The following is a 26,698-nucleotide window of genomic DNA, read 5'->3' on the forward strand; positions in this document are numbered from 1 at the left end:
GGCGGGCAAGCTGCCCACCGGCCTCCTGCCTCACACGTCCGTCCCCCCACTTCAGCGACCCGCCACCTTCTTCTGCCGCCACAAGCACAGCAGATCGCAAGCCACATGCGCGGCCGCGATCGCCGTGATGTCCGCGTGATCGTACGCAGGCGCCACCTCCACCACATCCGCCCCGACCAGATTCACCGCCCCGAGCCCTCGCACGATCGCCAGCGCCTGCGCCGACGACAACCCGCCGGCCACCGGCGTCCCCGTTCCCGGCGCGAATGCGGGATCGAGACAATCGATATCGAACGTCAGATACGCAGGCCGCGCGCCGACGATCTCGACGATCCGCTCGACCGCCGCCCGCGAACCATGGTCGTGCACCCAGGCGGCATCGAGCCGCTCGATCCCGAGAAAGTCGTCGTTCCACGTGCGGATCCCGACCTGCACCGACGTCGCGGGATCGATCAGCCCTTCCTTCACCGCCTTGTAGAACATCGTCCCGTGATTGAGACTGTCCGGATCGTCGTCGGCCCACGTATCGCAGTGCGCGTCGAAATGGATCAGCGACAGCGGCTTGCCGTAGCGCTCCGCGTGCGCGACCAGCAGCGGATACGTGATGTAGTGGTCGCCGCCGAGCGTCAGCATCTTCGCGCCTGAGCGCAGGATCGTGCGCGCATGCTCGACGATCGCCGGCTTGATCGATAGCGGATTGTGCGCGTCGAACCAGCAGTCGCCATAGTCGACGGCCGCCAGATCGTCGAACGGATCGAAGCCCCACGGATACGGATTGAGCTCCGCGAGCTGCACGCTCGCCGCGCGAATCGCGGCCGGCCCGAGCCGCGCACCGGAACGATAGGTCGTCGCGAGATCGAGCGGCACGCCCGAGATCGCGACATCGACACCGTCGAGCGCACGCGAGTAGTTGCGGCGCATGAACGACAGCACGCCCGCATAGGTGTTTTCGATCGAGGAACCGTACGGCGTCGTGCGACGGATCGCACCGTCGCCGTGGAGAAGTTCGGTCATGGTCGGGCTTGTTTTCGTGGTGGCCGGGCGGCCCCGCTTCGACTGCGCACGCGGGCCGGGCACGGCATGGATTCATCGGGCATGCACCGGCTCGCGCATCCAGTCGCGACGCGAGGCGGGACATCGGCAACGGCAATACCGCGGCGATCATAGCAAGCCGATTCGCAGCCATTGCCCCGGTTCAACCGGGGCAACGTGCGGAAAAATCCGGTGGCGGCATCGCGGCCCGTCGCGATCGTTTCCTAGAAGGATTCGCCGGTTTTCGCGCACCGGTTCTTCCGGATAATGGCCGGCAGCCGCGCCGTCGACCGCGCGCCGTCCGCCGCGGACGACAACGAACCGGAGACACCCGCCTTGATCGCCACACTTCCCGCCGCCTACCGCCGGCTCTGGCCGCTCGCCATCGCCGCGGCGCTGCTCTACGGGCTGTCGCTCGCCGCCGCGCCCTATCCGGGCCAGGCCGCCGCGAAAGCCGCGATGGGCATCCTGCTGCTCGCGGCGGGCAGCACCTGCGGCGCGCCGCGCGAACGCGCGTGGCTGTGCACGGCGCTCGCGACCGCCGTACTCGGCGACGTGCTGCTCGCGCTGCCCGACTGGCCGCTGTCATTCGTCCTCGGCCTCGGCGCGTTCCTGCTCACGCACCTGTGTTATTGCGCGATTTTCTTTCGGTGGCGCGCGCGGCCGCACGGCTGGCGCGTCGTTGCGCTCGTCGGGCTGTGGATCGCCGCGCCGGCGTTCTACGCGGCGTTCTTCCCGCATCTCGGCGAGCTGCTGGCGCCGGTCGCCGTCTACATGCTCGTGCTGTGCGTGATGGCGAGCTTCGCGCTCGCCGCCCGCACGCGCGGCCCGCTGGTCGCGATCGGCAGCCTGATCTTCGTCGGCTCCGACACGCTGATCGGCGTCGGCCGGTTCCTCGGCGGTTTTCCGGGCATCGACTATGGGATCTGGAGCCTCTATGCGCTCGCGCAGGTCACGATCGTGGCCGGGGTTTTCCATGAGACGGCCGCCCGATCGATCCGTCCCTGATACCGTTTCAAACAGGCCGCCGCGCGCCGGCGGTCCTGCTTCTTTCCTGACTCGCCCTGTCGACGGCCTTTTCCGGTCATCCCGCATCGCGGAAAGCGAACCGTTCCAAACCCCGCTCAGCCTTTTCCCGCCTGGCTTCCGGCCCTTAGAGCGCCGCTTCTAGCCTCTTGCGGTTTCCGAGCTCACCCTCTATCGTTACATCAAACAATGTAACATTCGAAAATGAGCCAAATCGGAGACACCCGGATGAATGCTCGCACGTTGCCTTTCGGTCCACCCGGCCATGACGGCCTGGACGAAACCATCGACATCGCCATCATCGGCACCGGCTTCGCCGGTCTCGGGATGGCGATCCGCCTGAAACAAACGGGCGTGACCGACTTCGTCGTCCTCGAAAAGGCCGCGTCGGTCGGCGGCACATGGCGCGACAATCATTACCCCGGGTGTGCATGCGACGTGCAATCGCACGTCTATTCGTTCTCGTTCGCGCCGAACCCGCGCTGGACGCGCATGTTCGCGCCGCAGCCGGAGATCCGCGCGTATCTGGAAGACTGCGTGCAGCGCTTCGGCGTCGGCCCGCACCTGCGGATGAATCACGAACTGCAGCGCGCCGAGTACGACGAAGCCGCGCAACGCTGGCGCCTCACGTTCGCGAACGGCAAGCGGCTGTCCGCGCGCGTGCTGGTGTCGGGAATGGGCGGGCTGTCGCGCGCCGCGCTGCCGGCGATTCCCGGCGTCGAAAACTTCCAGGGCCGCGCATTCCATTCGCAGCAGTGGGATCACGACTACGCGCTCGAAGGCAAACGCGTCGCGGTGATCGGCACCGGCGCGAGCGCGATCCAGTTCGTGCCGCAGATCGCGCCGCGCGTGAAGGCGCTCGCGCTGTTCCAGCGCACGCCGCCGTGGATCATGCCGAAGCCCGACCGCAACCTGACCGGCTTCGAGAAATGGCTGTTCCGCACGCTGCCGTTCACGCAGAAGATCGTGCGCAGCGGCATCTACTGGATGCTCGAATCGCGCGTGCTCGGCTTCGCGATCCATCCGTCGCTGATGAAGAACGTGCAGAAGCTCGCGCTGCGCCACATCCGCAAGCAGATTCCCGATCCGGAGCTGCGCAAGACGGTCACGCCGAACTACACGCTCGGCTGCAAGCGCGTGCTGATCTCGAACGACTACTACCCGGCGCTGTCGCGCAAGAACGTCGACGTGATCACGACCGGCATCGATCACATCGAAGCCGACGCGGTCGTGACGACCGACGGCAAGCGTCATGAAGTCGACTGCCTGATCTACGGCACCGGCTTCCAGGTGGCCGATCCGTATCCGCGCGGCGCGATCATCGGCCGCGGCGGCCTCGACATCGTCGACACGTGGCGCGACGGCGCGCACGCGTATCTCGGCACGACGCTGCCGGGCTACCCGAACTTCTTCATGATCGTCGGCCCGAACACGGGCCTCGGCCACAACTCGATGGTGTTCATGATCGAGTCGCAGATCGAATACATCCTCGGCGCGCTGCAGGCGATGCACCGCGAACGCGCGGATGCGATCGAGGTACGCCCGCTCGTCGAGGCGCAGTTCAACAGCGACCTGCAGGGCAAGCTCAAAAAGGCGATCTGGTCGACGGGCGGCTGCAAGAGCTGGTACCTCGACCCGCGCACCGGCAAGAACACGACACTGTGGCCGGGCTTCACGTGGCGCTTCCGCCAGGCAACCGCGCACTTCTCGATCGCCGATTACCACGCGTATCGCGCGCCGCGGCACGACACGACCGCGCGGCCCGTCGCCGCGCCGGCCGCTTCCGCTTCCACGTCCGCCGAAGCGGCCTGAGCCAGACAAGGAGCCACCGACATGAGAGATTTCGCCAACAAGGTCGCCGCGATCACGGGTGCCGGCTCGGGCATGGGTCGCGCGCTCGCGATCCAGCTCGCGCAGGCCGGCTGCCACGTGTCGCTCGCCGACAAGAACGGCGTGGGCCTTGCCGAAACCGAACGGATCGTCCGCGCGATCGCGCCGAACGTGCGTGTCTCGACGCGCGTGCTCGACGTCGGCGATCGCGACGCGATGTTCGCGTGGGCCGACGACACCGCGAAGGAGCACGGCAAGGTCAACCTGATCTTCAACAATGCGGGCGTCGCGCTGTCGAGCACGATCGAAGGCATGGAATACAGCGATCTCGAGTGGATCGTGAACATCAATTTCTGGGGCGTCGTGCACGGCACGAAAGCGTTCCTGCCGCACCTGAAGGAATCGGGCGACGGCCACGTGATCAACACGTCGAGCATCTTCGGGATCTTCGCGCAGCCGGGCATGAGCGGCTACAACGCGACCAAATACGCGGTGCGCGGCTTCACCGAATCGCTGCGCCAGGAGCTCGACATGATGAAGTGCGGCGTGTCGGCCACCTGCGTGCACCCGGGCGGCATCCGCACGAACATCGCGCAGTCGAGCCGCGTCGCGAAGAACATGGTCGGCTTCATCGTCGAGAGCGAACAGCAAGGCAAGGACAGCTTCGAGAAGTTCTTCATCACGACCGCCGACGACGCCGCGCGCACGATCCTCGCCGGCGTGCGCAAGAACAAGCGCCGCGTGCTGATCGGCCGCGACGCGAAGGGCGCGGACTGGATGGCGCGCATCCTGCCGGCCGCCTACCAGGCGCTCGTCGTGCTCGCGACGCGCCGCGAGGCCGCGAAGGCCCGCCGCCATGCCGCACGCGGCACGCCGGCGCCGGCGCCGGTGCACGCCACCTACAACAATGCAGGCAATCAGGGAGAACAATCATGACGACACCGAACATGATGCCCGTGCGGCGCGACATCCGTTTCGCGCTGCCGCCCGAACGCGCGAAGGACTGGCATGTGCAGGGCGTGCCGGTCACGCACTTCATGAACGCGCTGTCGCTGCTGTTCCCGGCCGGCGAACGCTTCTTCATGGATTCGGTGCGCAACTACCGCGACCGGATCGAGGATCCCGAGCTGAAGAAGCAGGTGCTCGGCTTCATCGGCCAGGAAGCGATGCACACGCGCGAGCACATCGAGTACAACGACCTGCTGCAGGCGTCCGGCCTGCCCGCGCACAAGCTCGACAAGCGCCTGTGGACGATCCTCGGCTGGTTCAAGAAGGTGCTGCCGCACTCGATGCAGCTCGCGATCACGATCGCGCTCGAGCATTACACGGCGATCCTCGCGAACCAGTTGCTGTCGGGCCACGAACACCGGATCGACGGCTCGGTCGAAGGCTACCAGCAGATGTGGATGTGGCACGCGATGGAGGAAACCGAGCACAAGGCGGTGTCCTACGACGTGTGGCGCACCGTGATGAAGCCGGGCCTCGGCAGCTACCTGCTGCGCACCGGCACGATGCTGACGACGACCGTGTTCTTCTGGGCCATCGTGTTCGACTTCCACGTGCGGCTGATGCGCGCCCACCGTCGCGAACACGGCAAGTTCGGCGGCACGTGGCGCCTCGTGAAGTATCTGTACAGCCCGAAGAACGGCGTGTTCCCGAGCATCGCGCGCGAATGGCTCGACTACTTCCGCCCGGGCTTCCACCCGTGGGATCACGATAACCATCAGTACTTGCAGGGGCTCGACACGCTGCTCGAGAACATCGACGCGACCAACGCGCGCTATGCGGCGCAAGCCGCGCCGCGCCGCGTGCCGCTGCATTCGGTTGCGCAGGCATGATGCCATGGCGCGCGCTCACGAGATGCTGACCGTGCAGTCCGGCGACGTGAAACTCGCCGTCTACGCAAGCGGGTCGCGTCGTGCGCCGCCGCTGATCCTCGTGCATGGCTATCCCGATTCGGCGGCCGTGTGGGCGCCGATCCGCGCGCGGCTCGCGAAACGCTACCGCGTGATCGCATACGACGTGCGCGGCGCCGGTGCATCGGATGCGCCGCGCCGCCGTGCCGACTACACGCTCGAACGGCTTGCCGGCGACCTGAAGGCAGTAGCCGATGCGACCTGCGGCGACCGGCCGTTCCACCTGGTCGGCCACGACTGGGGCTCGATCCAGTGCTGGGAGGCCGTGACCGACCCTGCGTGGCGCGGCCGCATCGCGTCGTACACGTCGATCTCGGGCCCGTGCCTCGATCACGTGTTCCGCGCGAAGATGCGCGTCAAGCAGAGCCTGAAGTCGTGGTACATCGCGTTCTTCCACCTGCCGCTCGTGCCGTCGCTGGTGTGGCGGCTCGGCGGTGCGGCGCTGTGGCCGCGCTGGCTCCAGCTCACCGAACGCGTGCGCGCCGAGCGCGATCCCGTGCAGTTGAAGAACGCGCTGAACGGGATGCAGATGTACCGCGCGAATTTCCTTGCGCGAGCCCGCAAGCCGCGTGAACGGTACGCGCAGGCGCCGGTGCAGATCCTGGTTCCGGTGCGCGACCGCTACGTGACGCCCGAGATGTCGGTCGGCCTCGATCGCTGGCTCGGCGAACACGTGCGCGAGGAAATCGACGGCACGCACTGGATCGTGCTGCGTCACCCGGACATGATCGCGTCGCGGATCGACCGCTTCGCGTCCGCGCAGGAGCGGCCGGCGGTGACGAACGCCGCGGTTCAGCGCGCCGTCGGCGGCGCCGGCAGGCGTCTGAACAGCGTCTCGTAATCGACGACGAGCCCGTCGTCGTCGATGTCCATCTCCGCGGTGAAATTCCGGAAGATCCCTTCGTAGCGATAGCGGCGGCCCGGTTCGATGCACGCATAAGCCTGCTTGACCGGCGTGACCGTCAGGTCCGGCGTGGAGATGTACGCGACGTCGATCGGCCGCCGCTCGCCGCGCGCGAGCCCGAGGCGGCCGATCGGCAGCGAATTCGTGAACGGCGTCGCCGCGATGTCGATGTCGATGCAGCCGTCCAGTTCCGGCAGTGCACGGCCTGAACCGTCGCGCCAATACCCAGCCCCGTCGCCGTGCAGTTCAAGCGTGCCGCCGCCCATCACCTTGAGCACGGCGTAACTCACGCGCCATTGAGCATCGCACTCGACGCGATATGCAAGCCCGTAGGCGCGACCGTACCGCTGGCCGACCACCGCGCTTTCGACGACGATCCCGCCGCCGCTCCGGTCGAACGTCAGATGTTCGACCCCGTCGCCTTCGAGCGACGCCCATCGCACTTCACGCATCTTTCCGCCTCCCGGTTTCCGCCATTGCGGGGCATCGTCGCACAAATCCCGGCGATCGAGAATGCCACCGTCGACGAGTCCAGCGTGCGTCATTTGTGTTCGACGTCTATGTCCGGCCCCTCAAACGCTGACCGGATAGCTTCCACGACTCGCGCCGCTCTGTGCTCGTCCTCGAGCTGCGGATACTGCTGTTTGAGCTTGCGAGAGATTTGCCAGCCGTTTTCCCTAACGGAGCGAATGATCCGGTCTGCATCCAGGTTCGGCATCTCCACGACCTCCTTGAGTCGCTCCTGGGCAAGTTGAAAGATAACCAGTGTTCTAGCTTCATCGGCCATCTCTGTGCGAATCGTGTGCTCGACGACTCGCGCGGTATACAGAACGTGAGCCGTCAGATCTGGATAGCGCCAGACGAAACGCGCATCTTCGTAGCTGTCGAAATCGAAGTTGCTGCGCGTTCCGTCGTCATAGGTCACGAGTTCCCCGAACCGAAAGGACGTTGCGTAGCGCCGCATGACACAGCGAGAAAACCCCTCGAGCGTGCGATCGTAGCCGGCACGGAACTCCGTCGAGCTCGTGATGGTTGCCGAGATCGGCAATATCACGCCATCCGGCACCGCCTTGTCCCGCGCCAGTGAGTCATTGATCAAGAAGCGATGAATCCGGCCGTTGCCGTCACGCATGGGATGGATATAAACGAAGCCGAACGCCAACGCAGCAGCACGTGCCAGCGGCTCGGCACCTCGCGTCGCTATCTCGAATTCGCCGAGCCCCGCCAGCATCGGCGTCACGTCTTCGAACGCGGGGGCAATGTAATGCACGATATTTTCGCGCATCGTAGCCTGCCCCACGAAGACGGGTGAACGCCGCACCCCCAAGCCAAACGCATCGTGGCCCAGAATGCCGGCCTGCAGCGTACGCAGGCTCGAGGCGCTTAGTGGAGCGTCGATACGACCGCAATATTGCGCGATGACGTGCGCAAATCGCTGGATGCGCGCGAAAACGATAGTAATGGCGCGAATTTGCTAATAAACCGTATAAAGCTAACCAAAACGCTAACAAACGCCCGAATACATCCCTTTCACGCCCCATTTCAGGGCATCGACCACAAATCCTGACTATCCAGAATTCCCTATTCCGGTGCATGGAATTGTGTCCTATGCTCGCGGCTCGTCCTGTTCCGCCGCCATCATGCCTACCGCCCGCCCCGCCTCGCCGTCGATCGACCCGCGCATTCTGCTGCGCGGCATCGGGCAGATCGTGCTGCAGGCCAACGCGCTCACCGGCGCGCTGCTGCTCGCCGCGCTGGCGCTGACCGACCTGCGGCTCGCGTGCGCGGCGCTGGTCGGCTCGGCCGCGGCGAGCATGACGGCCGTGCTGACGGGCGCCGAACACCGCGACGTCGAACAGGGGCTGCATGGCTTCAACGGCGCGCTGGCCGCGCTGATCGCCGTTGTATTCGCACCCGATCCACACGTCGCCCTCAGGCTGACGCCGCTGGCCGCGATCGGCGCGGCACTCGTACAGCGTACGATGCGCAGGCCGCTCGCCCGCTGGCGCCAGTGCCCGTATTCGAGCCCGTGCCTGGCCGTCACCGCGCTGTGGCTCCCGTTTGTCGCATCGCAGCATGCGGACGGCGCCACCGCCGGCCCGCTGCTGACGCCGGCTTCCATCACCGACGCGCTGCTGTCGGGCGTCGCTCAAACCACCTTCGCGCACGGCGCATGGGCCGGCGCACTGGTCGTCGCGGGCCTCGCCGTCGCATCCCGCCGCGCGGCCGCGTTCGCGCTGGGCGGCACGCTCGTGTCGACCGTGCTGCTGATCGCACTCGGCGCAAGCGGCGCGGCGTTCGCCAACGGCCTGCTCGGCTTCAACGGCGCGCTCGCCGCGCTCGCGCTGATGTCGCGCGGGCCGCGTGCGGCGCTCGCGGCCGCTGCACTCGCCGCGCTGATCCAGTCGCTCGCGATGCGCGCGGGCATCCCCGTGCTCACGGCCCCGTTCGCGCTCGCGTCGTGGGTGACCGTAGCCGTCGCGCGCCGCCTCACCCTCGGAGAACCCGATGTCATTCGCACACCGTCCTGATGCCGTGAAGCCCGGCGGCCCGATCTCGGACGCCGAGCGCCGGCTGCGCGTCGACCTCGCCGCCGCGTACCGGCTCGTCGCACTGAACGGCTGGGACGACTTGATCTACACGCATCTGTCCGCGACCGTGCCCGGCGAGCCCGGCCACTTTCTGATCAACCCGTTCGGCCTCACGTTCGACGAGGTGCGCGCCTCGAACCTCGTGAAGATCGACCTGGCCGGCCACCGGATCGGCGACAGCGAGCACGCCGTCAACGTGACCGGCTTCGCGCTGCATGCGGCCGTGCACACCGCACGCGCCGATGCCGTCTGCGTGATGCATCTGCACAATACGGCCGGCATCGCCGTATCGATCCAGAGCGACGGGCTGCTGCCCGCGTCGCAGCATGCGCTGCGGTTTCATGGCGACCTCGCGTACCACGACTACGAGGCGCTCGCGTTCTCGCCGGCCGAGGGCGCGCGGCTGACCGCGAGCCTCGGCGCGAAATCCGCGATGCTGCTGCGCAATCACGGCACGCTGACGGTCGGCCGTACCGTTGCCGAAGCCTACGTGCTGATGGATACGCTGATCAAGGCGTGCGACATCCAGATCCGCGCGCAGGCAGGCGGCGGGTCGCTCGTGCTGCCGGACCCGGCCGTCGCGGACCGCACCGCCGAACAACTGCGCGACGGCGGCGCGATCGAAGGCGAGCTGGAATGGCCGGCGCTGCTGCGCCGGCTCGACCGGATCGATCCGTCGTATCGCGACTGACGCCGTCGCCGCACCCCACCGAATCGTTCATCGTCAATCGTTCAATCCCAACCGGAGCATGTGTCATGCCGACTTTCAATATCCAGCTGTTCGAAGGCCGCACCGTCGAGCAGAAGCGCGCATTCGTCGAAGCGATCACGCGCGTCACGTGCGAGACGCTCGGCTGCACGCCGGGCTCGGTCGATATCATCATCACCGACGTGAAGAAGGAGAACTGGGCGACCGCCGGGAAGCTGTGGAGCGACGAGCGCTGAGAGCGCGTCGCACCAAAACGACGCGCTTCCGAAACAGGGCAGCGCGTCGTCATCGTCTGATTGCGATGCGGTTCCGATCTGACCGCCCTCTCGATCGACATCCTGCAGCCTCTTCAAATACCCGATCGTCGGCAGCTATCTCGATATATCGCCGTTGACAACGATTCTCGCTACCACTAACTTTCGAGAACATCGCGGCGCCCAGGGAGCATTCCGATCCAACTGCGAAGTGAATCAAGGATTTTCTGCAGATTTTTATGCAAATATATTCGCATAACGAATCATTATTTCTTCCTTGGTACGCGAAGCAGCGGTGTTGTTTTCGTCGGCAACCCGACCACCTGCAACGCGCTCGAGACCCTGCCGCGGCGTCGAACGCGGAGAGAAATACCCGAGCGAAATATTCGCCAATGATCGTACCAACAGGCAACACATGATTTCGGACAAACACGTCGCACGTGCGCTGAATGATCTGATCCTGCAAATGGGCGCCGATCTGGACCGCTCCCTGCTGACAGTGAAAGCGTCGTGTCCCGACGCCGAGTTCGTGATCTATCGCACATTCGTTTCGTCGCTGTTGACCACGATGCTGGTCGACTTCATGAATCCGCTTCATGCACGCCACCCCGACCTGAAGCCGCCCGAACTCTCATGATCCCGGCCCGCGCCGCCCGTCGCGGCGTTGGGAGCGGCTTCCGCAGCACCGGCCCTCGCCCGTTGTGCGCCCGCACATCGCTTTGTCACGCAATCGGCGCATAATGCCGGACAGACTCAGCAGCCAATGGCCACCCGACGGAGACCGCCATGGAAGCGAAGAACGAGGAAGTGGTCACACACCTGCTCTCCGACGTCGTCGAATTCGCGCGCGCTCGGTTGCCCGAAGCCACCTTCCGGATCGTCGAACCTTTCCTACGTCATTACTACGATTTCGTCGATGCCGACGATCTGCAGAACCGCGGCATCGCCGACCTGTACGGCGCCGCGATGGCGCACTGGCAGACCGCCCAGAAATTCGTGCCCGGCAGCGAGCGCCTGCGCGTGTACAACCCGATTCTCGAACAGCACGGCTGGCATTCCGACCACACGGTGATCGAGATCGTCAACGACGACATGCCGTTCCTGGTCGACTCGGTGACGATGGCCATCAACCGTCTCGGGCTCGCGCTGCATTCTGCGCTGCATCCGGTGTTCCGCATCTGGCGCGGCGCCGGCGGCGGCATCGAGCGCGTCGACGCGGGCGGCGCGACGTCCAGCGACGGCCAGTCGCAGCTCGCGTCGTTCATCCATTTCGAAGTCGACCGCTGCGGCGACGCCGCGTTGCTCGACACGCTGCGCGAGGACATCGCACGCGTGCTCGGCGACGTGCGCGCGTCGGTCGAGGACTGGCCGAAGATCGTCGACATCGTCCGCGCGACGATCAAGGAGATGAAGGCGCGCGAATCGACCGCGGAGGACATCGAGGCGCGTGCATTCCTCGAATGGATGGCCGCCGATCACTTCACGTTCCTCGGTCAGCGCGACTACGCGCTCGTGTCGGACGGCACGGGCTTCGGCCTGCGCGGCATCGAGGGCTCGGGCTTCGGCATCCTGCGCGAATCGCTGCGCACGTCCGACGCGCCCGACGTGACGCCGCTGCCGCAAGCCGCCGCCGACATCATCACCGGCGCGTGGCCGATCTTCCTGACCAAGGCGAATTCGCGCGCGACCGTGCACCGCCCCGGCTATCTCGACTACGTCGGCGTGAAACTCGTCGGCGCCGACGGCAAGGTCACCGGCGAGCGCCGCTTCATCGGGCTCTACACGTCGACCGCGTACATGGTGTCGAGCACCGAGATCCCGATCGTGCGCCGCAAGTGCGCGAACATCGTGCGGCGCGCGGGCTTCTTGCCGAAGGGGCATCTCGGCAAGTCGCTCGTGACGGTGCTCGAAACCTATCCGCGCGACGAACTGTTTCAGGCCGACGAAGACCAGCTCTACGACATCGCGCTCGGCGTCCTGCGCCTGCAGGAACACCAGCGCACGCGCCTGTTCGTGCGCCGCGATCGGTTCGATCGCTTCGTGTCGTGTCTCGTGTTCGTGCCGCGCGACAAGTACAACACCGACCTGCGCCGCCGCATCGCGAAGCTGCTCGTCGATGCCTACAACGGCGTGAACATCGAATTCACGCCGCTGCTGTCGGAATCGGCGATCGCGCGGATTCATTTCGTCGTGCATGCCGAACCGGGCACGATGCCCGACGTCGACACGCGCGAACTCGAAACGCGGCTCGTGCAGGTCACGCGCCGCTGGCAGGACGATCTCGCCGACGCGCTGCTCGATGCATTCGGCGAAGAGCAAGGCAACCGGTTGCTGCAACGCTATGCCGATTCGTTCCCGGCCGGCTATCGCGACGACTATCCGGCGCGCACGGCCGTGCGCGACATCGAGCTGATCGAGCGCGTGAAGGATTCGGGCCAGCTCGCGATGAACCTGTACCGGCCGATCGAGGCCGAGCCGCGCGCGTTCCGCTTCAAGGTGTATCGCGCGGGCGACCCGATCGCGCTGTCGCGCAGCCTGCCGATGCTTGAACACCTCGGCGTGCGCGTCGACGAGGAGCGGCCGTACCGGATCCAGACGCAGGACGCCACGCATGCATGGGTACACGATTTCGGCCTGGAGCTCACGGACGATACCGAATTCGACATCGAGCGCGTGAAAGGCCTGTTCGAGGATGCGTTCGACCGGATCTGGAGCGGCCGGATCGAGAACGACGACTTCAACCGCCTCGTGCTGCGCGCGCACCTGAGCGCACGCGAAGTGACGATCCTGCGCGCGTATGCGAAATACCTGCGGCAGGTCGGCTCGACCTTCAGCGACGCATATATCGAACGCGCGCTGACCGGCAATCCGGCGATCGCGCGGCAACTCGTCGAGCTGTTCCTGCTGCGCTTCGACCCGCACATCGGCAACACGCGCGACGTGCTGGCCGAACGGCTGCTGAAGGCGATCGAAGGCGCGCTCGACCAGGTGCCGAACCTCGACGAGGACCGCATCCTGCGCCAGTTCCTCGGCGTGATCAATGCGACCGAGCGCACGAACTACTTCCTCGCCGACGCGAACGGCGAATCGAAGCCGTACCTGTCGTTCAAGTTCGATCCGGCGAAGGTGCCCGGCCTGCCCGAACCGAAGCCGATGTTCGAGATCTGGGTGTATTCGCCGCGTGTCGAGGGCGTGCACCTGCGCGGCGGGCGCGTCGCGCGCGGCGGCCTGCGCTGGTCGGATCGCCGCGAGGATTTCCGCACCGAGGTGCTCGGGCTGATGAAGGCGCAGATGGTGAAGAACGTCGTGATCGTGCCGGTCGGCTCGAAAGGCGGCTTCGTCGTGAAGAACCCGCCTTCGCCCAGCGATCGCGAAGCATGGATGCGCGAAGGCATCGCGTGCTACCAGACGTTCCTGCGCGGGCTGCTCGACCTGACCGACAACCTCGCCGGCAACGCGATCGTGCCGCCGCCCGACGTGGTGCGCCACGACCCAGACGATCCGTACCTGGTCGTCGCCGCCGACAAGGGCACGGCGACCTTCTCCGACTATGCGAACGCGATCTCGCACGAATACGGCTTCTGGCTAGACGATGCGTTCGCGTCCGGCGGCTCGGTCGGCTACGACCACAAGAAGATGGCGATCACCGCGCGCGGCGCGTGGGAATCGGTGAAGCGGCACTTCCGCGAGATGGGCGTCGACACGCAGACCACCGACTTCACCGTGGTCGGCGTCGGCGACATGTCGGGCGACGTGTTCGGCAACGGGATGCTGCTGTCGCCGCATATCCGGCTCGTCGCCGCGTTCGATCACCGGCACGTGTTCCTCGACCCGAACCCCGACCCGGCGACGAGCTTCGCGGAGCGCCAGCGCATGTTCGCGCTCGAACGCTCGAGCTGGGCCGACTACGACACGGCCGCGATTTCGCCGGGCGGCGGCGTGTATCCGCGCACCGCGAAAACGATCCCGCTGTCGCCGGCCGTGCAGGCCGCGCTCGGCATCGACGCGCACGCGCTGCCGCCGACCGAGCTGATCCGCGCGATCCTGCAGGCGCCGGTCGACCTGCTGTACAACGGCGGCATCGGCACCTACGTGAAGGCGGCGCGCGAAACCCACGCGCAGGTCGGCGACCGCGCGAATGACGCGGTGCGCGTGAACGGCGCGGACCTGCGCTGCAAGGTCGTCGGCGAAGGCGGCAATCTCGGCTGCACGCAGTTCGGCCGCATCGAGTTCGCGCAGCGCGGCGGCCGCATCAACACCGATGCGATCGACAACTCGGCCGGCGTCGATTGTTCGGATCACGAAGTCAACATCAAGATCCTGCTCGGGCTCGTCGTTTCCAACGGCGAGATGACCGAGAAGCAACGCAACGCCCTGCTCGCCGAAATGACCGACGAAGTCGGGCTGCTCGTGCTGCGCGACAACTACTACCAGACGCAGGCGCTGTCGATCGCGGGCCGCTATGCCGTCGAGATGCTCGACGCCGAGGCGCGCCTGATGCGCTGGCTCGAACGTGCGGGCCGCCTGAACCGCGTGATCGAATTTCTTCCGACCGACGACGAAGTCGCCGAGCGGCAGGCCGCGAAGGTCGGCCTCACGTCGCCGGAGCGCGCGGTGCTGCTCGCGTACAGCAAGATGTGGCTCTACGACGCGCTGCTCGAATCCGACGTGCCCGAGGATCCGCTGGTGGCCGCGATGCTCGTCGACTACTTCCCGAAGCCGCTGCAACAGCGCTTCAGCGAGCCGATGCGTCGCCATCCGCTGCGCCGCGAGATTCTCGCGACGCACCTGACCAACGCGCTCGTGAACCGCGTCGGCTGCGCATTCGTGCACCGGCTGATGGAGGAGACCGACGCGAAGCCCGGCGACATCGTACGCGCGTGCATCATGGCGCGCGACGTGTTCGACCTCGATGCGGTATGGCGCGACATCGATGCGCTCGACAACCGTGTCGCCGACGACGTGCAGGCGCGCATGTTCGTCGACGTCGCTCGGCTGCTGGAGCGCGCGGCGCTGTGGTTCCTGCGGCATCTGCAGTCGGGTGCGGTGGCCGACGGCGGTGTCGCCGGATTGATCGCGCGCTGCCGCGACGCGGTGCAGCGCATCGCGCCGCAACTGCCGTCGCTGCTGCCGGCCGACGATCTCGATGCGCTGTCCGAGCGGCAGCGCGTGCTGGTCGACGCCGGCGTCGACAGCGCGCTCGCGATACGCGTCGCGAGCGGCGACATCTCGGCCGCGCTGCTCGACATCGCCGAAGTGGCGGCGACCTGCAACCGCAGCCTCGAACTCGTCGCCGGCGTCTATTTCTCGCTCGGCACGCTGCTCAATTACGGGTGGATCGGCGAACGCGCGGCGACACTGCCGACACCGACGCATTGGGACATGCTCGCGCGCGCCGCCGCACTCGCGGAAGTCGCGCGGCTCAAGCGCACGCTCGCGACGAGCGCGCTCGCGGAATCGCCGGATTCGACCACGCCGGACACGATCGTCGGCGCGTGGCGCGCGCGCCGCGAGGCCGCGCTCGTGCGCTACGAGCATCTGCTCGCGGATCTGCGCGCATCCGGCGGCGCGAGCCTCGCGGTGTTGCTCGTGGTCGTGCGGGAGATGGCCGTGCTCGAACGCGCGTGACGGGCGCGACAGGTCAGACCGTCGCGACGAGCAATTCTTCCGCGCGGTTCGGCGGCCGCAGGCCGTCCGTGCGATCGGCGAAATAACGGCGCGTCAGCTCGGCGGCCGAAACGTGTTCGGCCTTCGCAAAGCCGGCCTCCCGCGCGAGCGCCTGGATCTGCGCCGGCATGAAGAAGCTGATGAACGGCGTGCCGCTCGCACGCGCGCCCTTCGCGGCCATTTCCAATCCCGGGCGCACGTCCGGATCCGCATTCTCCAGCGGCAACAGGAACGTCATCGCGAACGTCGAACCCGGCGCGAGCGACGCGACTTCGCGCAGCGCTGCCGCATTCGCTTCGCGTGTCAGATACATGCTGACGCCGGTGGACACCACGACCGCCGGCTTGCCGGCATCGAAGCCCGCGCCGACGAGCGCGTCGCGCCACGACTGCTTCGCCTCGAAATCGACAGGCACGAAGCGCAGCCAGTCGGGCACGCCGAAGCCGAGCTCGACCAGGCGGCGCTGCTTCCAGCGCTGCGGCGCCGGCTGGTCGACTTCGAACACCGTCACGCGCGACGCCATGTCCGGCCGGCGCTGCACGAAGCTGTCGAGCCCCGCGCCGAGAATCACGTACTGGCTCACGCCGCGCGCGGCCTGCTCGGCCACGAGATCCTCGATGAAGCGCGCCCGCGCGACGATCGAGGCGCGAAACGGCCGCGTGAACCGCGGATCCATGTCGCCGCGTTGCTGCCAGCCGGGTTCCGGCGCGAGCAATTGCAGCCCGATTTCGTCGGCGATCACATGCGGCGGTGCGTCGAGCTCGACGTGCAGCGCGCGCCACAACGCGACGCGCGCGGCCGTGCCGTCGGGCGCGTCGTCTTCGCGGATATCGGTCATGTCGACCTCACGCGCCCTGCCTGCCCGGCGCCTGCAGGCGCCACACGCGGCCGTCCGGATCGCGCACGGTCATGTCGCGCGTGCCCCAGTGCGTGTCCTCGAACGGCGTGACGACATCGACGATCGGCTGCGGCTGCACCGCCTGCTCATCGGCGACCTTGATCACGACCTGCATGTCGGGCTTTTCGCTCGGCGGCACTTCGGCGATGAACAGGAACGGACCGTCGCCGCTGCGCAACTGGCCCGAGTTGTGATCGGTTTCGAATTCCAGCCTGAAGCCCAGCGCCTGAAAGAACTTCGCCGACTTGCCCCAGTTGTGCGTGGTCAGATACACGGCTTCGATTCGCTCGGATGACATGTCACTCCTCCTTGTTGGACGGTCCCGCGCCGGTCGGCGGCGCGGCCAGGTACGCGCGCAACGCGTCGGCCACGAGCGCGGACAGCGATTGCTCCGTTTCGATGGCGCGATGCTTGACCTGCCGGATCAGGCCGAGCGGCAGGTACACGTTGAATTGCTTCACTTCTTCGTCGGTCATGTAGGCTAGTATGCTAGCAATCTAGCAAAAGTCAACTGAGGGTGATGGCGAGCCGGTCGCGGCCCGCGCGCAGGCCGCCGTCGGATGTCGCGCGTCCGCGTTACCTCACGCCGCGTGCCGCGAGCCGCGCGAACAGCGCATCGAGATCGAATCCCGCCGTATTGATGCCGATCGTGTCGCGCAGGCACGCCGCCCAGTCGGAAGCATCGTCGAACGTGACCGTGCGGCCGGCTCCCGCCGCGTCGCGCAGCGTCAGTACGGTGTTGAGCAGCGCCGCGCGGCCGTCCGGCAGCACACGGCACGCGATCAGGTCGTTCACGAAGATCGATTCGGGATACGTCGACGTGAACCAGTTCGCGGCCTCGTAATCGATCCATTCGGCCGGCTTCAGCGAGAAGCGGTAGGTCGTCTGCCAGCCGTCGGGGATCTCGAACTGCATGTCGAATTCGCCGTCGACCGGCGCGTCGATCACGCGAAACGCGCCGTGCGGCGTCAGTTGCCGCTCGCCCGGCACGAAGCGCAGCGGCGTGGTCAGCGTCGCGCTGCCGAAGCCGATGTCCGCGAGCCATGCCGCGCCGTCGAGGTCGATGCGCAGCAGCATGTGCGTCTGCGCGGTGACGATCTCGGGCGGCCGCATCCAGCGCACGCGCGCGATCAGCGGCGTCACGCGAAAACCGATCGTCGTGAGCGCGGTATGGAACAGCTTGTTGAGTTCGAAGCAGTAGCCGCCGCGGCGGCGTTCGATCACCTTGTCGACGATCGCGGGCAGGTCGAGCGCCACCCGCGCGCCGGTCAGCGGATTGAGGTTTTCGAACGGAATCGCCTGCGGATGCAGCAGATGCAGCCGGCGCAGCACGTCCAGCGTCGGCTCGGCCGGGCCGTCGTAGCCGATGCGGGAGAAATAGCGCGAGAGGTCGAACGAGTCAGTCATGAACCGGCACCGATAAAGCAACACGCCACGATAGCATCGCGCGAAATCCCCATGTTGTGCGGGACCACGGTTCGTCGCCGGCGCGCGCGATGCCGGCCACGCATCGCGCACGCATCCGCCCGACGTTACGGCAGCAGCTTCAGCGCGGACGACGCAACCGACGGCACCGAGATGCCCTGGCTCGTCGCGAACTGCACGGCCTGGCCGAGCGTCGCGGCAAGCGATTGCAACTGGCCCGGCGCGCTTTGCGCGATATACGACGCGGCCTGCATGTTCTGCGGATTCAGGCCCGATTGCAGCAGCGACGCCGCGCTCGTCGAGCCCAGATTGCCGAGCCCCGACTGCAGTTGCGAATACTGCGTGAGCCCCTGGCCCAGCGACGCGAGGCCGTTGCTGAACGCCTGCTTGTCGATCGGGCCGTGCGTGGCGCCGCCGCTCGCGAACGCCTGGCCGAGCGCCTGCGACACCGATTGCTGCGCGCCGCCCATCTGCGACAGCGTGGCCGGCGACAGCGCATCGCCGCCGGACAACTGGCTCGCGGCCTGCTGCGCCTGCCCGGCCGCCCCCGTCAGCCCCATCGCCGACGCGAGCGACGACTGGCCGTTCAGCACCTGCTGGTTCGCACCGACATAGGCCTGCAGCAACTGCGCGACACCGCCCTGCGCAGGCGCCGCCTGCTGCCCGCCGCCGAGCAGCGACGCACCGATCGACTGCAGGTCGAGCTGCGCGTGTGCGACGCCGCTCACCAGGATGCCGAACGCGATGCCTGCCGAGGCCAGATGCCGGCCCGTCGCGCGAATGTGCTTCATGTGTTTCCCTCGTGCCCGAATTGTCGAGGCGATATTGTCGAAGCGCGTCGCGCGCCGCCGCAACGACTGAAACACATCGAAACGAAATCGGACCGCGTCGCCGGTTGCAATTCGGCGGCCGATGGCCGCCGTCGAGCGGATTCGCGTGCGTTTGCCGCGCGATGCCGCGCACGTACCGCGATTCGTTCTCCGATCGCATCAATGGATACCGGCCCGTGCCGGCGACGCGACGAAACGCATCCGCCGGCGCGCTTCGCGTCGAGCGATGCAAAACGAAACGGGCAGCTCGCCGCCGCCCGTTTCGTCACCTGGCTTGCCGACTGCCTGCCGGCCGCGGTATTACGCCGCCATCCACGCAGGCACCCGCCGGGCCACCCAGTCGGCCGCCTGCTCGTAGCCGCGCGCGAGCTGCAGCACGGCGAGATCGGCGCGCGGACGGCCGATCAGTTGCATCCCCATCGGCAAGCCCGCATCGTTGAAACCGACCGGCACGTTGATCACCGGGCAGCCGGCCAGCGTCCACGGCACGACCGTTTCCATCCAGCGGTGGTACGTGTCCATCGCGCGGCCCGCGATCTCCTTCGGCCAGCGCTGGTCGACGTCGAACGGGAACACCTGCGCGGTCGGCGCCGCGATGAAGTCGTAACGGTCGAAGAAGCGCAGCACCGCCTGATGCCACGCGGTCCGTTCGACGCTCGCGTCGAACACCGCCGCGCCCTGCATCGCGAGCAGCCCTTCGACCTCGTAGATCGCCTCGGGCTTCAGCAGCGCGCGGCGCGCCGGGTCGCGATAGTGCGCGAGCAGCCCGCCGCCCGACAGCAGGTGCCGATGCGCGAGCCACAGGCGCCAGATCCGGTCGGGTGCGAACGCCGGCAGCGCCGCATCGACGTCGCAGCCGATCTCGCGCAGCGTCGCCAGCCCGCGCTCGCACTGCGCGAGCACGCCGGCCTCGGTCGCGAGATAGCCGTTCCAGTCGCCGACCCACGCGACGCGCTTGCCGCGCAGATCCGCGTCGAGCGGCTGCGCGAACACCGCCGGATCTTCCGCGAGCGACAGCGGATCGTTGCGGTCGTAGCCGGCCTGGATCGCGAGCAGTTGCGCGACGTCGCCGACGGTACGGCCCATCGGCCCTTCGATGCCGAGCTGCTGCATGAATACGTCGACGCCGGGCCAGCGCGGCACGCGGCCCTGCGACGGACGGAAGCCGTAGATGTTGCAGAACGCGGCCGGATTCCGCAGCGACCCGCCGAAATCGCTGCCGTCCGCCACCGGCAGCATCCGCGACGCGAGCGCCGCCGCCGTGCCGCCGCTACTGCCGCCCGCGCTCTTCGTCAGGTCGTACGGGTTGCGCGTCGCGCCGTAGACCTCGTTGAACGTGTGCGAACCCAGCCCGAACTCGGGCGTATTGGTCTTGCCGATGAAGATCGCGCCGGCCGCGCGCATCCGCGCGACGCCGATGGAATCGGCCTGCGGCACGTTCTCGCGGAAGATCGGCGAGCCGTAGGTCGTCCGCAGCCCCTTCGTCGTCGCCAGATCCTTCGGCGCCTGCGGCATCCCGTGCAGCCAGCCGCGGTACTCGCCGCGCGCCAGCTCGGCATCCTTTTCCGCGGCTTCGGCCAGCAGCGCAGCGCGCTCGCGCAGCGCGACGATCGCGTTGACCGCGCCGTTCACGCGCTCGACATGATCGAGATACGCACGCATCGTCTCGACGCACGACACCGCCTTGCCGCGGATCGCCGACGCGAGCTCGCCGGCCGACAGGCGCACGATCGGATCGACGGAAATGGAAGCGGGAGCGAGAAACTGCGGGGCGCCGTGCGGCATGCGGGTCTCCTGGGAAGCGGTATCGGATGGCGCGCCGCCGGGCGGCGGCCGACGCTCTACTCTACGCGACGCCACCCGGGCGACCTCCGATATTTTGCGGCGCGATTCATTGCGGATCCGACTGAATCGCGCTCGCGCGGATAGTCTGCGAGGACCAGCCATGGCCGCCGCCGCCCCCGCGCGCAGCCGTTTATGCGCATAAACTTAAATTTCTTATATTTTTAATCGGCGCGCCACGGGACCGCGCGTTAACGACATTTTTATGCGACCGGCCGATCTCTTTAGATCGTTTCGTCCGGTCGCCCGCTACGCTGGAAGCTCCTCGTTTCCGGGTTTATCGTCCATGCTCAAGCTGCTGGTTCCGGTCGGCCATTCACCGCGCTCGCTTCAGGCCGTCCGACACGCGACGTTTCTGTATCGCGAGCGCTGCGCATCGGAGGTCGTGCTGGTCAACGTGCAGGCGCCGCTCGAATCGACGCGGCTCGAGGCCTATCACCCGCTGTCGCGACTGCGCGCGATCGAGGCACAATTCGCGACCGACGATCTCGCGATGGCCGAACGGATCCTGCGCGATGCGGACGTGAAGTTCAGCGTCGTGATGAAGGTCGGGCCCGTGGCCGATACGATCGCGGCCACGGCAGCCGAAACCGGGTGCGACGAGATCGTCGTGGCCGTGCCGGGACGCGATCCCCTGCACGCGTTGATGACGGTGTTTCGGCGCAGCGTGATGGCCCGGCTGATGCGGATTTCGAACGTGCCGGTGACGGCGGTGCAATGACCGGCACTGCACGGCGCGCGTGCGCACCGTGAGCACGCTGTCGCGCAGTCAGTCGATGACCTTGCGCCAGAACACCAAATAGGCGGCCGCCGAAGACGCCAGCAGCAGGATGGCCCACATCGGGGCAAGACTGATCAGGACGGAAGAGACGTTCAACATTTGGATTCCTCACTATTTCGACAGCGATATTCAACACCTGCCTGCTTGCCGGACCCGATGCGTCGATCCCGCATCGCGTTCCGTCAAATCATGCATTCATGCTATCGCTTTGAACGGCCGCGCGACCGTCGCCGCCTGCCCGCACCCTGACATTCGTCAAACTCGCGCGCATTACCCGCCCATCGAGCGGCGACGCGAAAACAGGACAGGATCGCCCTGCCTCGCCACCGCTTTCAGCAGACGTTTACCGGGGGAAGCCCCAAGTGCTTCGTCGAACGTGTCCGCGTTACGCTTGAGCAACGAGGAGACGAACCATGAGACGAGCCGTACATATCGCTGTTTTTGCATTGCTGGCCTATCTCATCGGCGATCGCGCGATCCTGCACGCGCAGGGCCGCGACGCCAGCCCGCTCGCGTGCGAGCAAGGCGCCGCGCAGGTGAAGAGCGACGCGCTCGGTCGCGGCTTCGGCGAAGCCGCCGCCGGCAGCCAGAGCGAGGCATTCATGTCGGGCTGCCTGGTGACGGGACGGAGCGACCAGGACGTCGCGATGGCCGCCCGCTGACGCGTATCATCCGGCGGCAGGCCAGCTACGCCCGAAGTCGCAGGCACGGGCGTCGGTTCGCGCTGCCTGTCGCCACGTCCCGATCGACGTTTCGGCGGACGTCGCCGTCCGCCCTCCCTTCCCCGCTACCCCCGACATGACCGATTCGAACACCGCGTTGATCCAGCGCTTCTACACGGCCTTCCAGCAGCGCGACATCGACGCGATGCTCGCGTGCTATGCCGACGACGTCGTATTCAGCGATCCCGCATTCGGCGAACTGCGCGGCGAACACGCGCGCGACATGTGGCGGATGCTGGTCGCGCGGGCCCAGGAGTTCTCGCTGACGTTCGGCGAAGTCGCCGCGGACGAGCAGGCCGGGCGTGCGAAGTGGAGCGCGCACTACCGGTTCGCCGCGACCGGACGGATGGTGGCCAACCGGATCGATGCGCGATTCCGGTTTCGCGACGGATGCATCGTCGAGCATCGCGACCATTTCGACCTGTGGCGCTGGGCGCGTCAGGCACTCGGCATGAAAGGCGCGCTGCTGGGCTGGACGCCTTTCATGCAGCGCGCGATCCGCGCGCAGGCACGGAAAAATCTCGACGCATTTCGCGCCAAACGCAAATAAGCCGGGCGGCGCGGTCGCGCCGCTACGGCTTCATCGCCGCATCGATCGGGTCGCAGGCCATATTCGGCAACGCGCCGTCCAGACTTGAGGCCGTTCTGGCGATACCGGCTTTCATCGGCCTCCGGATGCCGCCGGCAAGCCCTACGCGCCCTTTGCCGTAGCCGTACGTGGTGGGCGCGATGTCCGGCCGTCGCGGCCGGCAGCATCGCATCGTCCCGATAAGTAGATCCCGCGCTTTTTCCCCCGCCATACATACGACCGGCAGGACAGGCTCCTCCCTGCAACCGCGCATCCCCTTCTCTCGCGTCTTAACTCTTATATAAGACATAAGACATTTGACGTTCCACATCATTGAGATTAGAATTCCGCTCAAAGCAGTGCCTGGAATAGCCCCGGAGTGCCGGCAAGGCCTTCCCCTCAAACGCAATATCAGCAGGTCTCCCCATGCTTGAAAACTTTCGTGCTCACGTGGCCGCCCGCGCCGCGCTCGGTATTCCTCCCCTGCCGCTGACGGCTCAACAGACCGCCGAACTGGTCGAATTGCTGACGAACCCGCCCGCCGGCGAAGAGCAGACGCTGGTCGACCTGATCACCCATCGCGTGCCTGCCGGCGTCGACGAAGCCGCCCGCGTGAAGGCCGGCTTCCTGGCCGCCGTGGCCAAGGGCGAGACCGCCTGCGCGCTGATTTCGCGTGCACGCGCCACCGAGCTGCTCGGCACGATGCTCGGCGGCTACAACATCCAGCCGCTGATCGAGCTGCTGTCCGACGAAGCCGTCGCCGCGGTGGCAGCCGACGCGCTGAAGAAAACCCTGCTGATGTTCGACCAGTTCCATGACGTGAAGGAACTCGCCGACAAGGGCAACGCACACGCGAAGGCCGTGCTGCAAAGCTGGGCCGATGCCGAATGGTTCACGAGCCGTCCGGAAGTGCCGGAAAGCCTGACCATCACCGTGTTCAAGGTCACGGGCGAAACCAACACCGACGACCTGTCGCCGGCGCCGGACGCCACCACCCGCCCGGACATCCCGATGCACGCGCTGGCGATGCTGAAGAACGCACGCCCGGGCATCACGCCGGAAGAAGACGGCAAGCGCGGGCCGGTCAAGTTCATCGAATCGCTGAAGGAAAAGGGTCACCTGGTCGCCTACGTCGGCGACGTGGTGGGCACCGGCTCCTCGCGCAAGTCGGCCACCAACTCGGTGCTGTGGTTCACCGGCGAAGACATCCCGTTCGTCCCGAACAAGCGCTTCGGCGGCGTGTGCCTCGGCGGCAAGATCGCCCCGATCTTCTACAACACGATGGAAGACGCCGGCGCGCTGCCGATCGAGCTCGACGTGTCGCAAATGGAAATGGGCGACGTGGTCGAACTGCGCCCGTACGAAGGCAAGGCCCTGAAGGACGGCCAGGTCATCGCCGAATTCCAGGTGAAGTCCGACGTGCTGTTCGACGAAGTGCGCGCCGGCGGCCGCATTCCGCTGATCATCGGCCGCGGCCTGACCGCGAAGGCGCGTGAAGCGCTCGGCCTCGCGCCGTCGACGCTGTTCCGCCTGCCGCACCAGCCGGCCGACAGCGGCAAGGGTTTCTCGCTCGCGCAGAAGATGGTCGGCCGCGCGTGTGGTCTGCCGGAAGGCCAAGGCGTGCGCCCGGGCACGTACTGCGAACCGAAGATGACCTCGGTCGGCTCGCAGGACACCACGGGCCCGATGACCCGCGACGAACTGAAGGATCTCGCATGCCTCGGCTTCTCGGCCGACCTCGTGATGCAGTCGTTCTGCCACACCGCCGCTTATCCGAAGCCGGTCGACGTGAAGACGCACCAGACGCTGCCGAACTTCATCAGCACGCGCGGCGGCATCGCGCTGCGCCCGGGCGACGGCGTGATCCACTCGTGGCTGAACCGCATGCTGCTGCCCGACACCGTCGGCACCGGCGGCGATTCGCACACGCGCTTCCCGATCGGCATCAGCTTCCCGGCAGGCTCGGGTCTCGTCGCGTTCGCGGCCGCCACCGGCACGATGCCGCTGGACATGCCGGAATCGGTGCTGGTCCGCTTCAAGGGCAAGATGCAGCCGGGCGTCACGCTGCGCGACCTCGTCAACGCGATTCCGCTGTACGCGATCAAGCAAGGCATGCTGACGGTCGCCAAGCAAGCCAAGAAGAACATCTTCTCGGGCCGCATTCTCGAAATCGAAGGCCTGCCCGACCTGAAGGTCGAGCAAGCGTTCGAGCTGTCGGATGCGTCGGCCGAGCGTTCGGCTGCCGGTTGCACGGTGCACCTGAACAAGGAGCCGATCATCGAATACCTGAACAGCAACGTCACGCTGCTCAAGTGGATGATCGCGCAGGGCTACCAGGATCCGCGCAGCCTGCAGCGCCGCATCGCGGCGATGGAACAGTGGCTGGCCGACCCGCAACTGCTGTCGCCGGATGCCGACGCCGAATACGCGGCCGTCATCGAGATCGACCTCGCCGACATCCACGAGCCGATCGTCGCGTGCCCGAACGATCCGGACGACGTGAAGACGCTGTCGGACGTCGCCGGTGCGAAGATCGACGAAGTGTTCATCGGCTCGTGCATGACCAACATCGGCCACTTCCGTGCCGCGTCGAAGCTGCTGGAAGGCAAGCGCGACATTCCGGTCAAGCTGTGGGTCGCGCCGCCGACCAAGATGGACCAGAAGCAGCTGACGGAAGAAGGTCACTACGGCGTGTTCGGCACGGCCGGCGCGCGCACCGAAATGCCGGGCTGCTCGCTGTGCATGGGTAACCAGGCACAGGTGCGCGAAGGCGCGACGGTCATGTCGACGTCGACCCGCAACTTCCCGAACCGCCTCGGCAAGAACACGAACGTGTACCTCGGCTCGGCGGAACTGGCGGCGATCTGCTCGCGTCTGGGCAAGATCCCGACCAAGGAAGAGTACATGGCCGACATGGGCGTGCTCACCGCCAACGGCGACAAGATCTATCAGTACATGAACTTCGACCAGATCGAAGACTTCAAGGAAGTGGCCGACACCGTGCAGATCTAAGCACGCAGTCGGGTTGCGGCGGGTGGTCGACGCTGCAGCGCATTGAAAGGCGCCGCGGGCCGAATGGCCGCGGCGCTTTTTTTATGCGTCGGCGAACGGAAGCGCCTGCGCGGTCAGTCGTACAGCGCGTGTAGCCGCTCGACCACGTCGAACGGCAAACCTTCGTCATAGCCGTCCGCTTCGTCGAGATCGACGTACTCGCGACCGTCGGCGGGCTGCAGCATCAATGCCGGCACGGGCCGCGCGACCGGTACATCCGGATAATCGTTCGGGCCCGCGCCATCGAAGTCATGCGGATCGAACCAGATTCCGCGATCGGCGTAATAGCCTTCCGCATAACGTTGCTCGATTTCGCGAAGCAACCGGAACGTCTCCAGTTGATACGACGTGTCGCCCAGATCGCTGTCGTTCGCATACTGCACGAACCACGCCGCGCCGAGATTCCAGTAGATCAGCAGCGCGGTCGCGCGATCGATGTTGCGGTTGTCCAGCAGCCAGCGCAACGCGCGGCCGTTGTCGTCGTAATTGGAGCGCGCGGCGAACCGGTGCCACTGCTCGGGTGTCGCGCCCTCGAGCCAGGTCCGGACGATGTCCCACGCCTTCTGTTCGATTTCGGAGTCGTCCATGGATTGCGCCTTGCGGAATGAGCGGTAACGGGAAGGGCTTCGATGGCCGGCGATTCCAGCGCCGC

The 26,698-nt window shown here is 66.7% G+C and carries 24 protein-coding genes; 14 read left to right on the forward strand and 10 right to left on the reverse strand.

Going from position 1 to position 26,698, the window contains the following annotated elements:
• Positions 1-51: 51 nt before the first annotated feature.
• On the reverse strand, positions 52-1,014 hold the full coding sequence (gene speB, locus CFB46_RS27515; RefSeq protein ID WP_089501924.1) for an agmatinase: 963 nt from the start codon (positions 1,012-1,014) through the stop codon (positions 52-54).
• Positions 1,015-1,368: 354 nt separating this feature from the next.
• Here speB and CFB46_RS27520 point away from each other — a divergent pair, with 354 nt between their 5' ends.
• From CFB46_RS27520 to CFB46_RS27540, 5 genes are all read left to right on the forward strand, one after another.
• A complete protein-coding gene (locus CFB46_RS27520) occupies positions 1,369-2,040 on the forward strand; it encodes a lysoplasmalogenase (RefSeq protein WP_089502383.1) in 672 nt (223 codons plus the stop codon).
• Between the two features lie 246 nt (positions 2,041-2,286).
• Positions 2,287-3,870 carry a flavin-containing monooxygenase gene (locus tag CFB46_RS27525; RefSeq protein ID WP_089501925.1) on the forward strand — a complete coding sequence of 528 codons (1,584 nt, stop codon included), beginning with the start codon at positions 2,287-2,289 and terminating at the stop codon, positions 3,868-3,870.
• A gap of 21 nt (positions 3,871-3,891) precedes the next feature.
• The gene (locus CFB46_RS27530) at positions 3,892-4,824 is read left to right on the forward strand and encodes an SDR family NAD(P)-dependent oxidoreductase (RefSeq protein WP_089501926.1); all 933 of its coding nucleotides are present in this window, start codon (positions 3,892-3,894) and stop codon (positions 4,822-4,824) included.
• Positions 4,821-5,726 carry a metal-dependent hydrolase gene (locus CFB46_RS27535; protein WP_089501927.1) on the forward strand — a complete coding sequence of 302 codons (906 nt, stop codon included), beginning with the start codon at positions 4,821-4,823 and terminating at the stop codon, positions 5,724-5,726. Before CFB46_RS27530 ends, CFB46_RS27535 begins: the two co-directional genes overlap by 4 nt.
• A gap of 4 nt (positions 5,727-5,730) precedes the next feature.
• A complete protein-coding gene (locus CFB46_RS27540; protein WP_089501928.1) occupies positions 5,731-6,645 on the forward strand; it encodes an alpha/beta fold hydrolase in 915 nt (304 codons plus the stop codon).
• Here the strand turns inward: CFB46_RS27540 and CFB46_RS27545 are convergent.
• Together CFB46_RS27545 and CFB46_RS27550 are read right to left on the reverse strand one after the other, a co-directional pair.
• A complete protein-coding gene (locus CFB46_RS27545; RefSeq protein WP_089501929.1) occupies positions 6,597-7,160 on the reverse strand; it encodes a putative glycolipid-binding domain-containing protein in 564 nt (187 codons plus the stop codon). The two genes, CFB46_RS27540 and CFB46_RS27545, sit on opposite strands and share 49 nt — an antisense overlap.
• A gap of 89 nt (positions 7,161-7,249) precedes the next feature.
• Positions 7,250-8,029 (reverse strand): Fic family protein, encoded by a 780-nt coding sequence (locus CFB46_RS27550; protein WP_373558206.1) that lies wholly within the window; start codon positions 8,027-8,029, stop codon positions 7,250-7,252.
• A 319-nt stretch (positions 8,030-8,348) separates the two neighbouring features.
• Here CFB46_RS27550 and CFB46_RS27555 point away from each other — a divergent pair, with 319 nt between their 5' ends.
• The 5 genes from CFB46_RS27555 to CFB46_RS27575 all read left to right on the forward strand — a co-directional run bounded on the left by CFB46_RS27555 (position 8,349) and on the right by CFB46_RS27575 (position 15,890).
• A complete protein-coding gene (locus CFB46_RS27555) occupies positions 8,349-9,239 on the forward strand; it encodes an urea transporter (protein ID WP_089501930.1) in 891 nt (296 codons plus the stop codon).
• Positions 9,217-9,990, forward strand: coding sequence for a class II aldolase/adducin family protein (locus CFB46_RS27560; protein WP_027780921.1), 774 nt, complete (start codon positions 9,217-9,219; stop codon positions 9,988-9,990). The genes CFB46_RS27555 and CFB46_RS27560 overlap by 23 nt, the downstream gene beginning before the upstream one ends.
• A gap of 65 nt (positions 9,991-10,055) precedes the next feature.
• Positions 10,056-10,244 carry a 4-oxalocrotonate tautomerase gene (locus CFB46_RS27565; RefSeq protein ID WP_089501931.1) on the forward strand — a complete coding sequence of 63 codons (189 nt, stop codon included), beginning with the start codon at positions 10,056-10,058 and terminating at the stop codon, positions 10,242-10,244.
• 433 nt (positions 10,245-10,677) lie between these two features.
• On the forward strand, positions 10,678-10,899 hold the full coding sequence (locus CFB46_RS27570) for a hypothetical protein (protein WP_027780923.1): 222 nt from the start codon (positions 10,678-10,680) through the stop codon (positions 10,897-10,899).
• 149 nt (positions 10,900-11,048) lie between these two features.
• A complete protein-coding gene (locus tag CFB46_RS27575; RefSeq protein WP_089501932.1) occupies positions 11,049-15,890 on the forward strand; it encodes an NAD-glutamate dehydrogenase in 4,842 nt (1,613 codons plus the stop codon).
• Between the two features lie 13 nt (positions 15,891-15,903).
• On the opposite strand, the gene CFB46_RS27580 is transcribed toward CFB46_RS27575, so the two are convergent.
• The 6 genes from CFB46_RS27580 to CFB46_RS27605 all read right to left on the reverse strand — a co-directional run bounded on the left by CFB46_RS27580 (position 15,904) and on the right by CFB46_RS27605 (position 20,867).
• The gene (locus CFB46_RS27580) at positions 15,904-16,767 is read right to left on the reverse strand and encodes a class I SAM-dependent methyltransferase (protein ID WP_089501933.1); all 864 of its coding nucleotides are present in this window, start codon (positions 16,765-16,767) and stop codon (positions 15,904-15,906) included.
• Positions 16,768-16,774: 7 nt separating this feature from the next.
• The gene (locus tag CFB46_RS27585) at positions 16,775-17,125 is read right to left on the reverse strand and encodes a VOC family protein (RefSeq protein ID WP_089501934.1); all 351 of its coding nucleotides are present in this window, start codon (positions 17,123-17,125) and stop codon (positions 16,775-16,777) included.
• A 1-nt stretch (position 17,126) separates the two neighbouring features.
• Positions 17,127-17,303: a ribbon-helix-helix domain-containing protein gene (locus CFB46_RS27590; RefSeq protein ID WP_089501935.1), complete on the reverse strand. Its 177-nt coding sequence runs from the start codon at positions 17,301-17,303 to the stop codon at positions 17,127-17,129.
• A gap of 100 nt (positions 17,304-17,403) precedes the next feature.
• Entirely contained in the window at positions 17,404-18,234 is an 831-nt protein-coding gene (locus CFB46_RS27595) for an arylamine N-acetyltransferase family protein (protein ID WP_089501936.1), read from the reverse strand.
• Between the two features lie 125 nt (positions 18,235-18,359).
• On the reverse strand, positions 18,360-19,043 hold the full coding sequence (locus tag CFB46_RS27600) for a hypothetical protein (protein WP_089501937.1): 684 nt from the start codon (positions 19,041-19,043) through the stop codon (positions 18,360-18,362).
• A gap of 339 nt (positions 19,044-19,382) precedes the next feature.
• A complete protein-coding gene (locus CFB46_RS27605) occupies positions 19,383-20,867 on the reverse strand; it encodes an amidase (RefSeq protein WP_089501938.1) in 1,485 nt (494 codons plus the stop codon).
• A gap of 343 nt (positions 20,868-21,210) precedes the next feature.
• Between CFB46_RS27605 and CFB46_RS27610 the strand changes: the two genes are divergently transcribed.
• From CFB46_RS27610 to acnB, 4 genes are all read left to right on the forward strand, one after another.
• Positions 21,211-21,645, forward strand: coding sequence for a universal stress protein (locus CFB46_RS27610; protein ID WP_089501939.1), 435 nt, complete (start codon positions 21,211-21,213; stop codon positions 21,643-21,645).
• Positions 21,646-22,118: 473 nt separating this feature from the next.
• Positions 22,119-22,367, forward strand: a complete 249-nt coding sequence (locus CFB46_RS27615) for a hypothetical protein (RefSeq protein ID WP_027780931.1) — start codon at positions 22,119-22,121, stop codon at positions 22,365-22,367.
• 136 nt (positions 22,368-22,503) lie between these two features.
• On the forward strand, positions 22,504-22,977 hold the full coding sequence (locus CFB46_RS27620; protein WP_089501940.1) for a nuclear transport factor 2 family protein: 474 nt from the start codon (positions 22,504-22,506) through the stop codon (positions 22,975-22,977).
• 444 nt (positions 22,978-23,421) lie between these two features.
• Positions 23,422-26,007, forward strand: coding sequence for a bifunctional aconitate hydratase 2/2-methylisocitrate dehydratase (gene acnB, locus CFB46_RS27630; protein WP_089501942.1), 2,586 nt, complete (start codon positions 23,422-23,424; stop codon positions 26,005-26,007).
• Positions 26,008-26,120: 113 nt separating this feature from the next.
• Here the strand turns inward: acnB and CFB46_RS27635 are convergent, their stop codons facing one another.
• Complete coding sequence (locus tag CFB46_RS27635; RefSeq protein WP_089501943.1) at positions 26,121-26,633, reverse strand: DUF4274 domain-containing protein; 513 nt, start codon at positions 26,631-26,633, stop codon at positions 26,121-26,123.
• Positions 26,634-26,698 lie beyond the last annotated feature (65 nt).

The sequence above is a fragment of the Burkholderia sp. HI2761 genome (assembly GCF_002223355.1).
Lineage (GTDB): Bacteria > Pseudomonadota > Gammaproteobacteria > Burkholderiales > Burkholderiaceae > Burkholderia.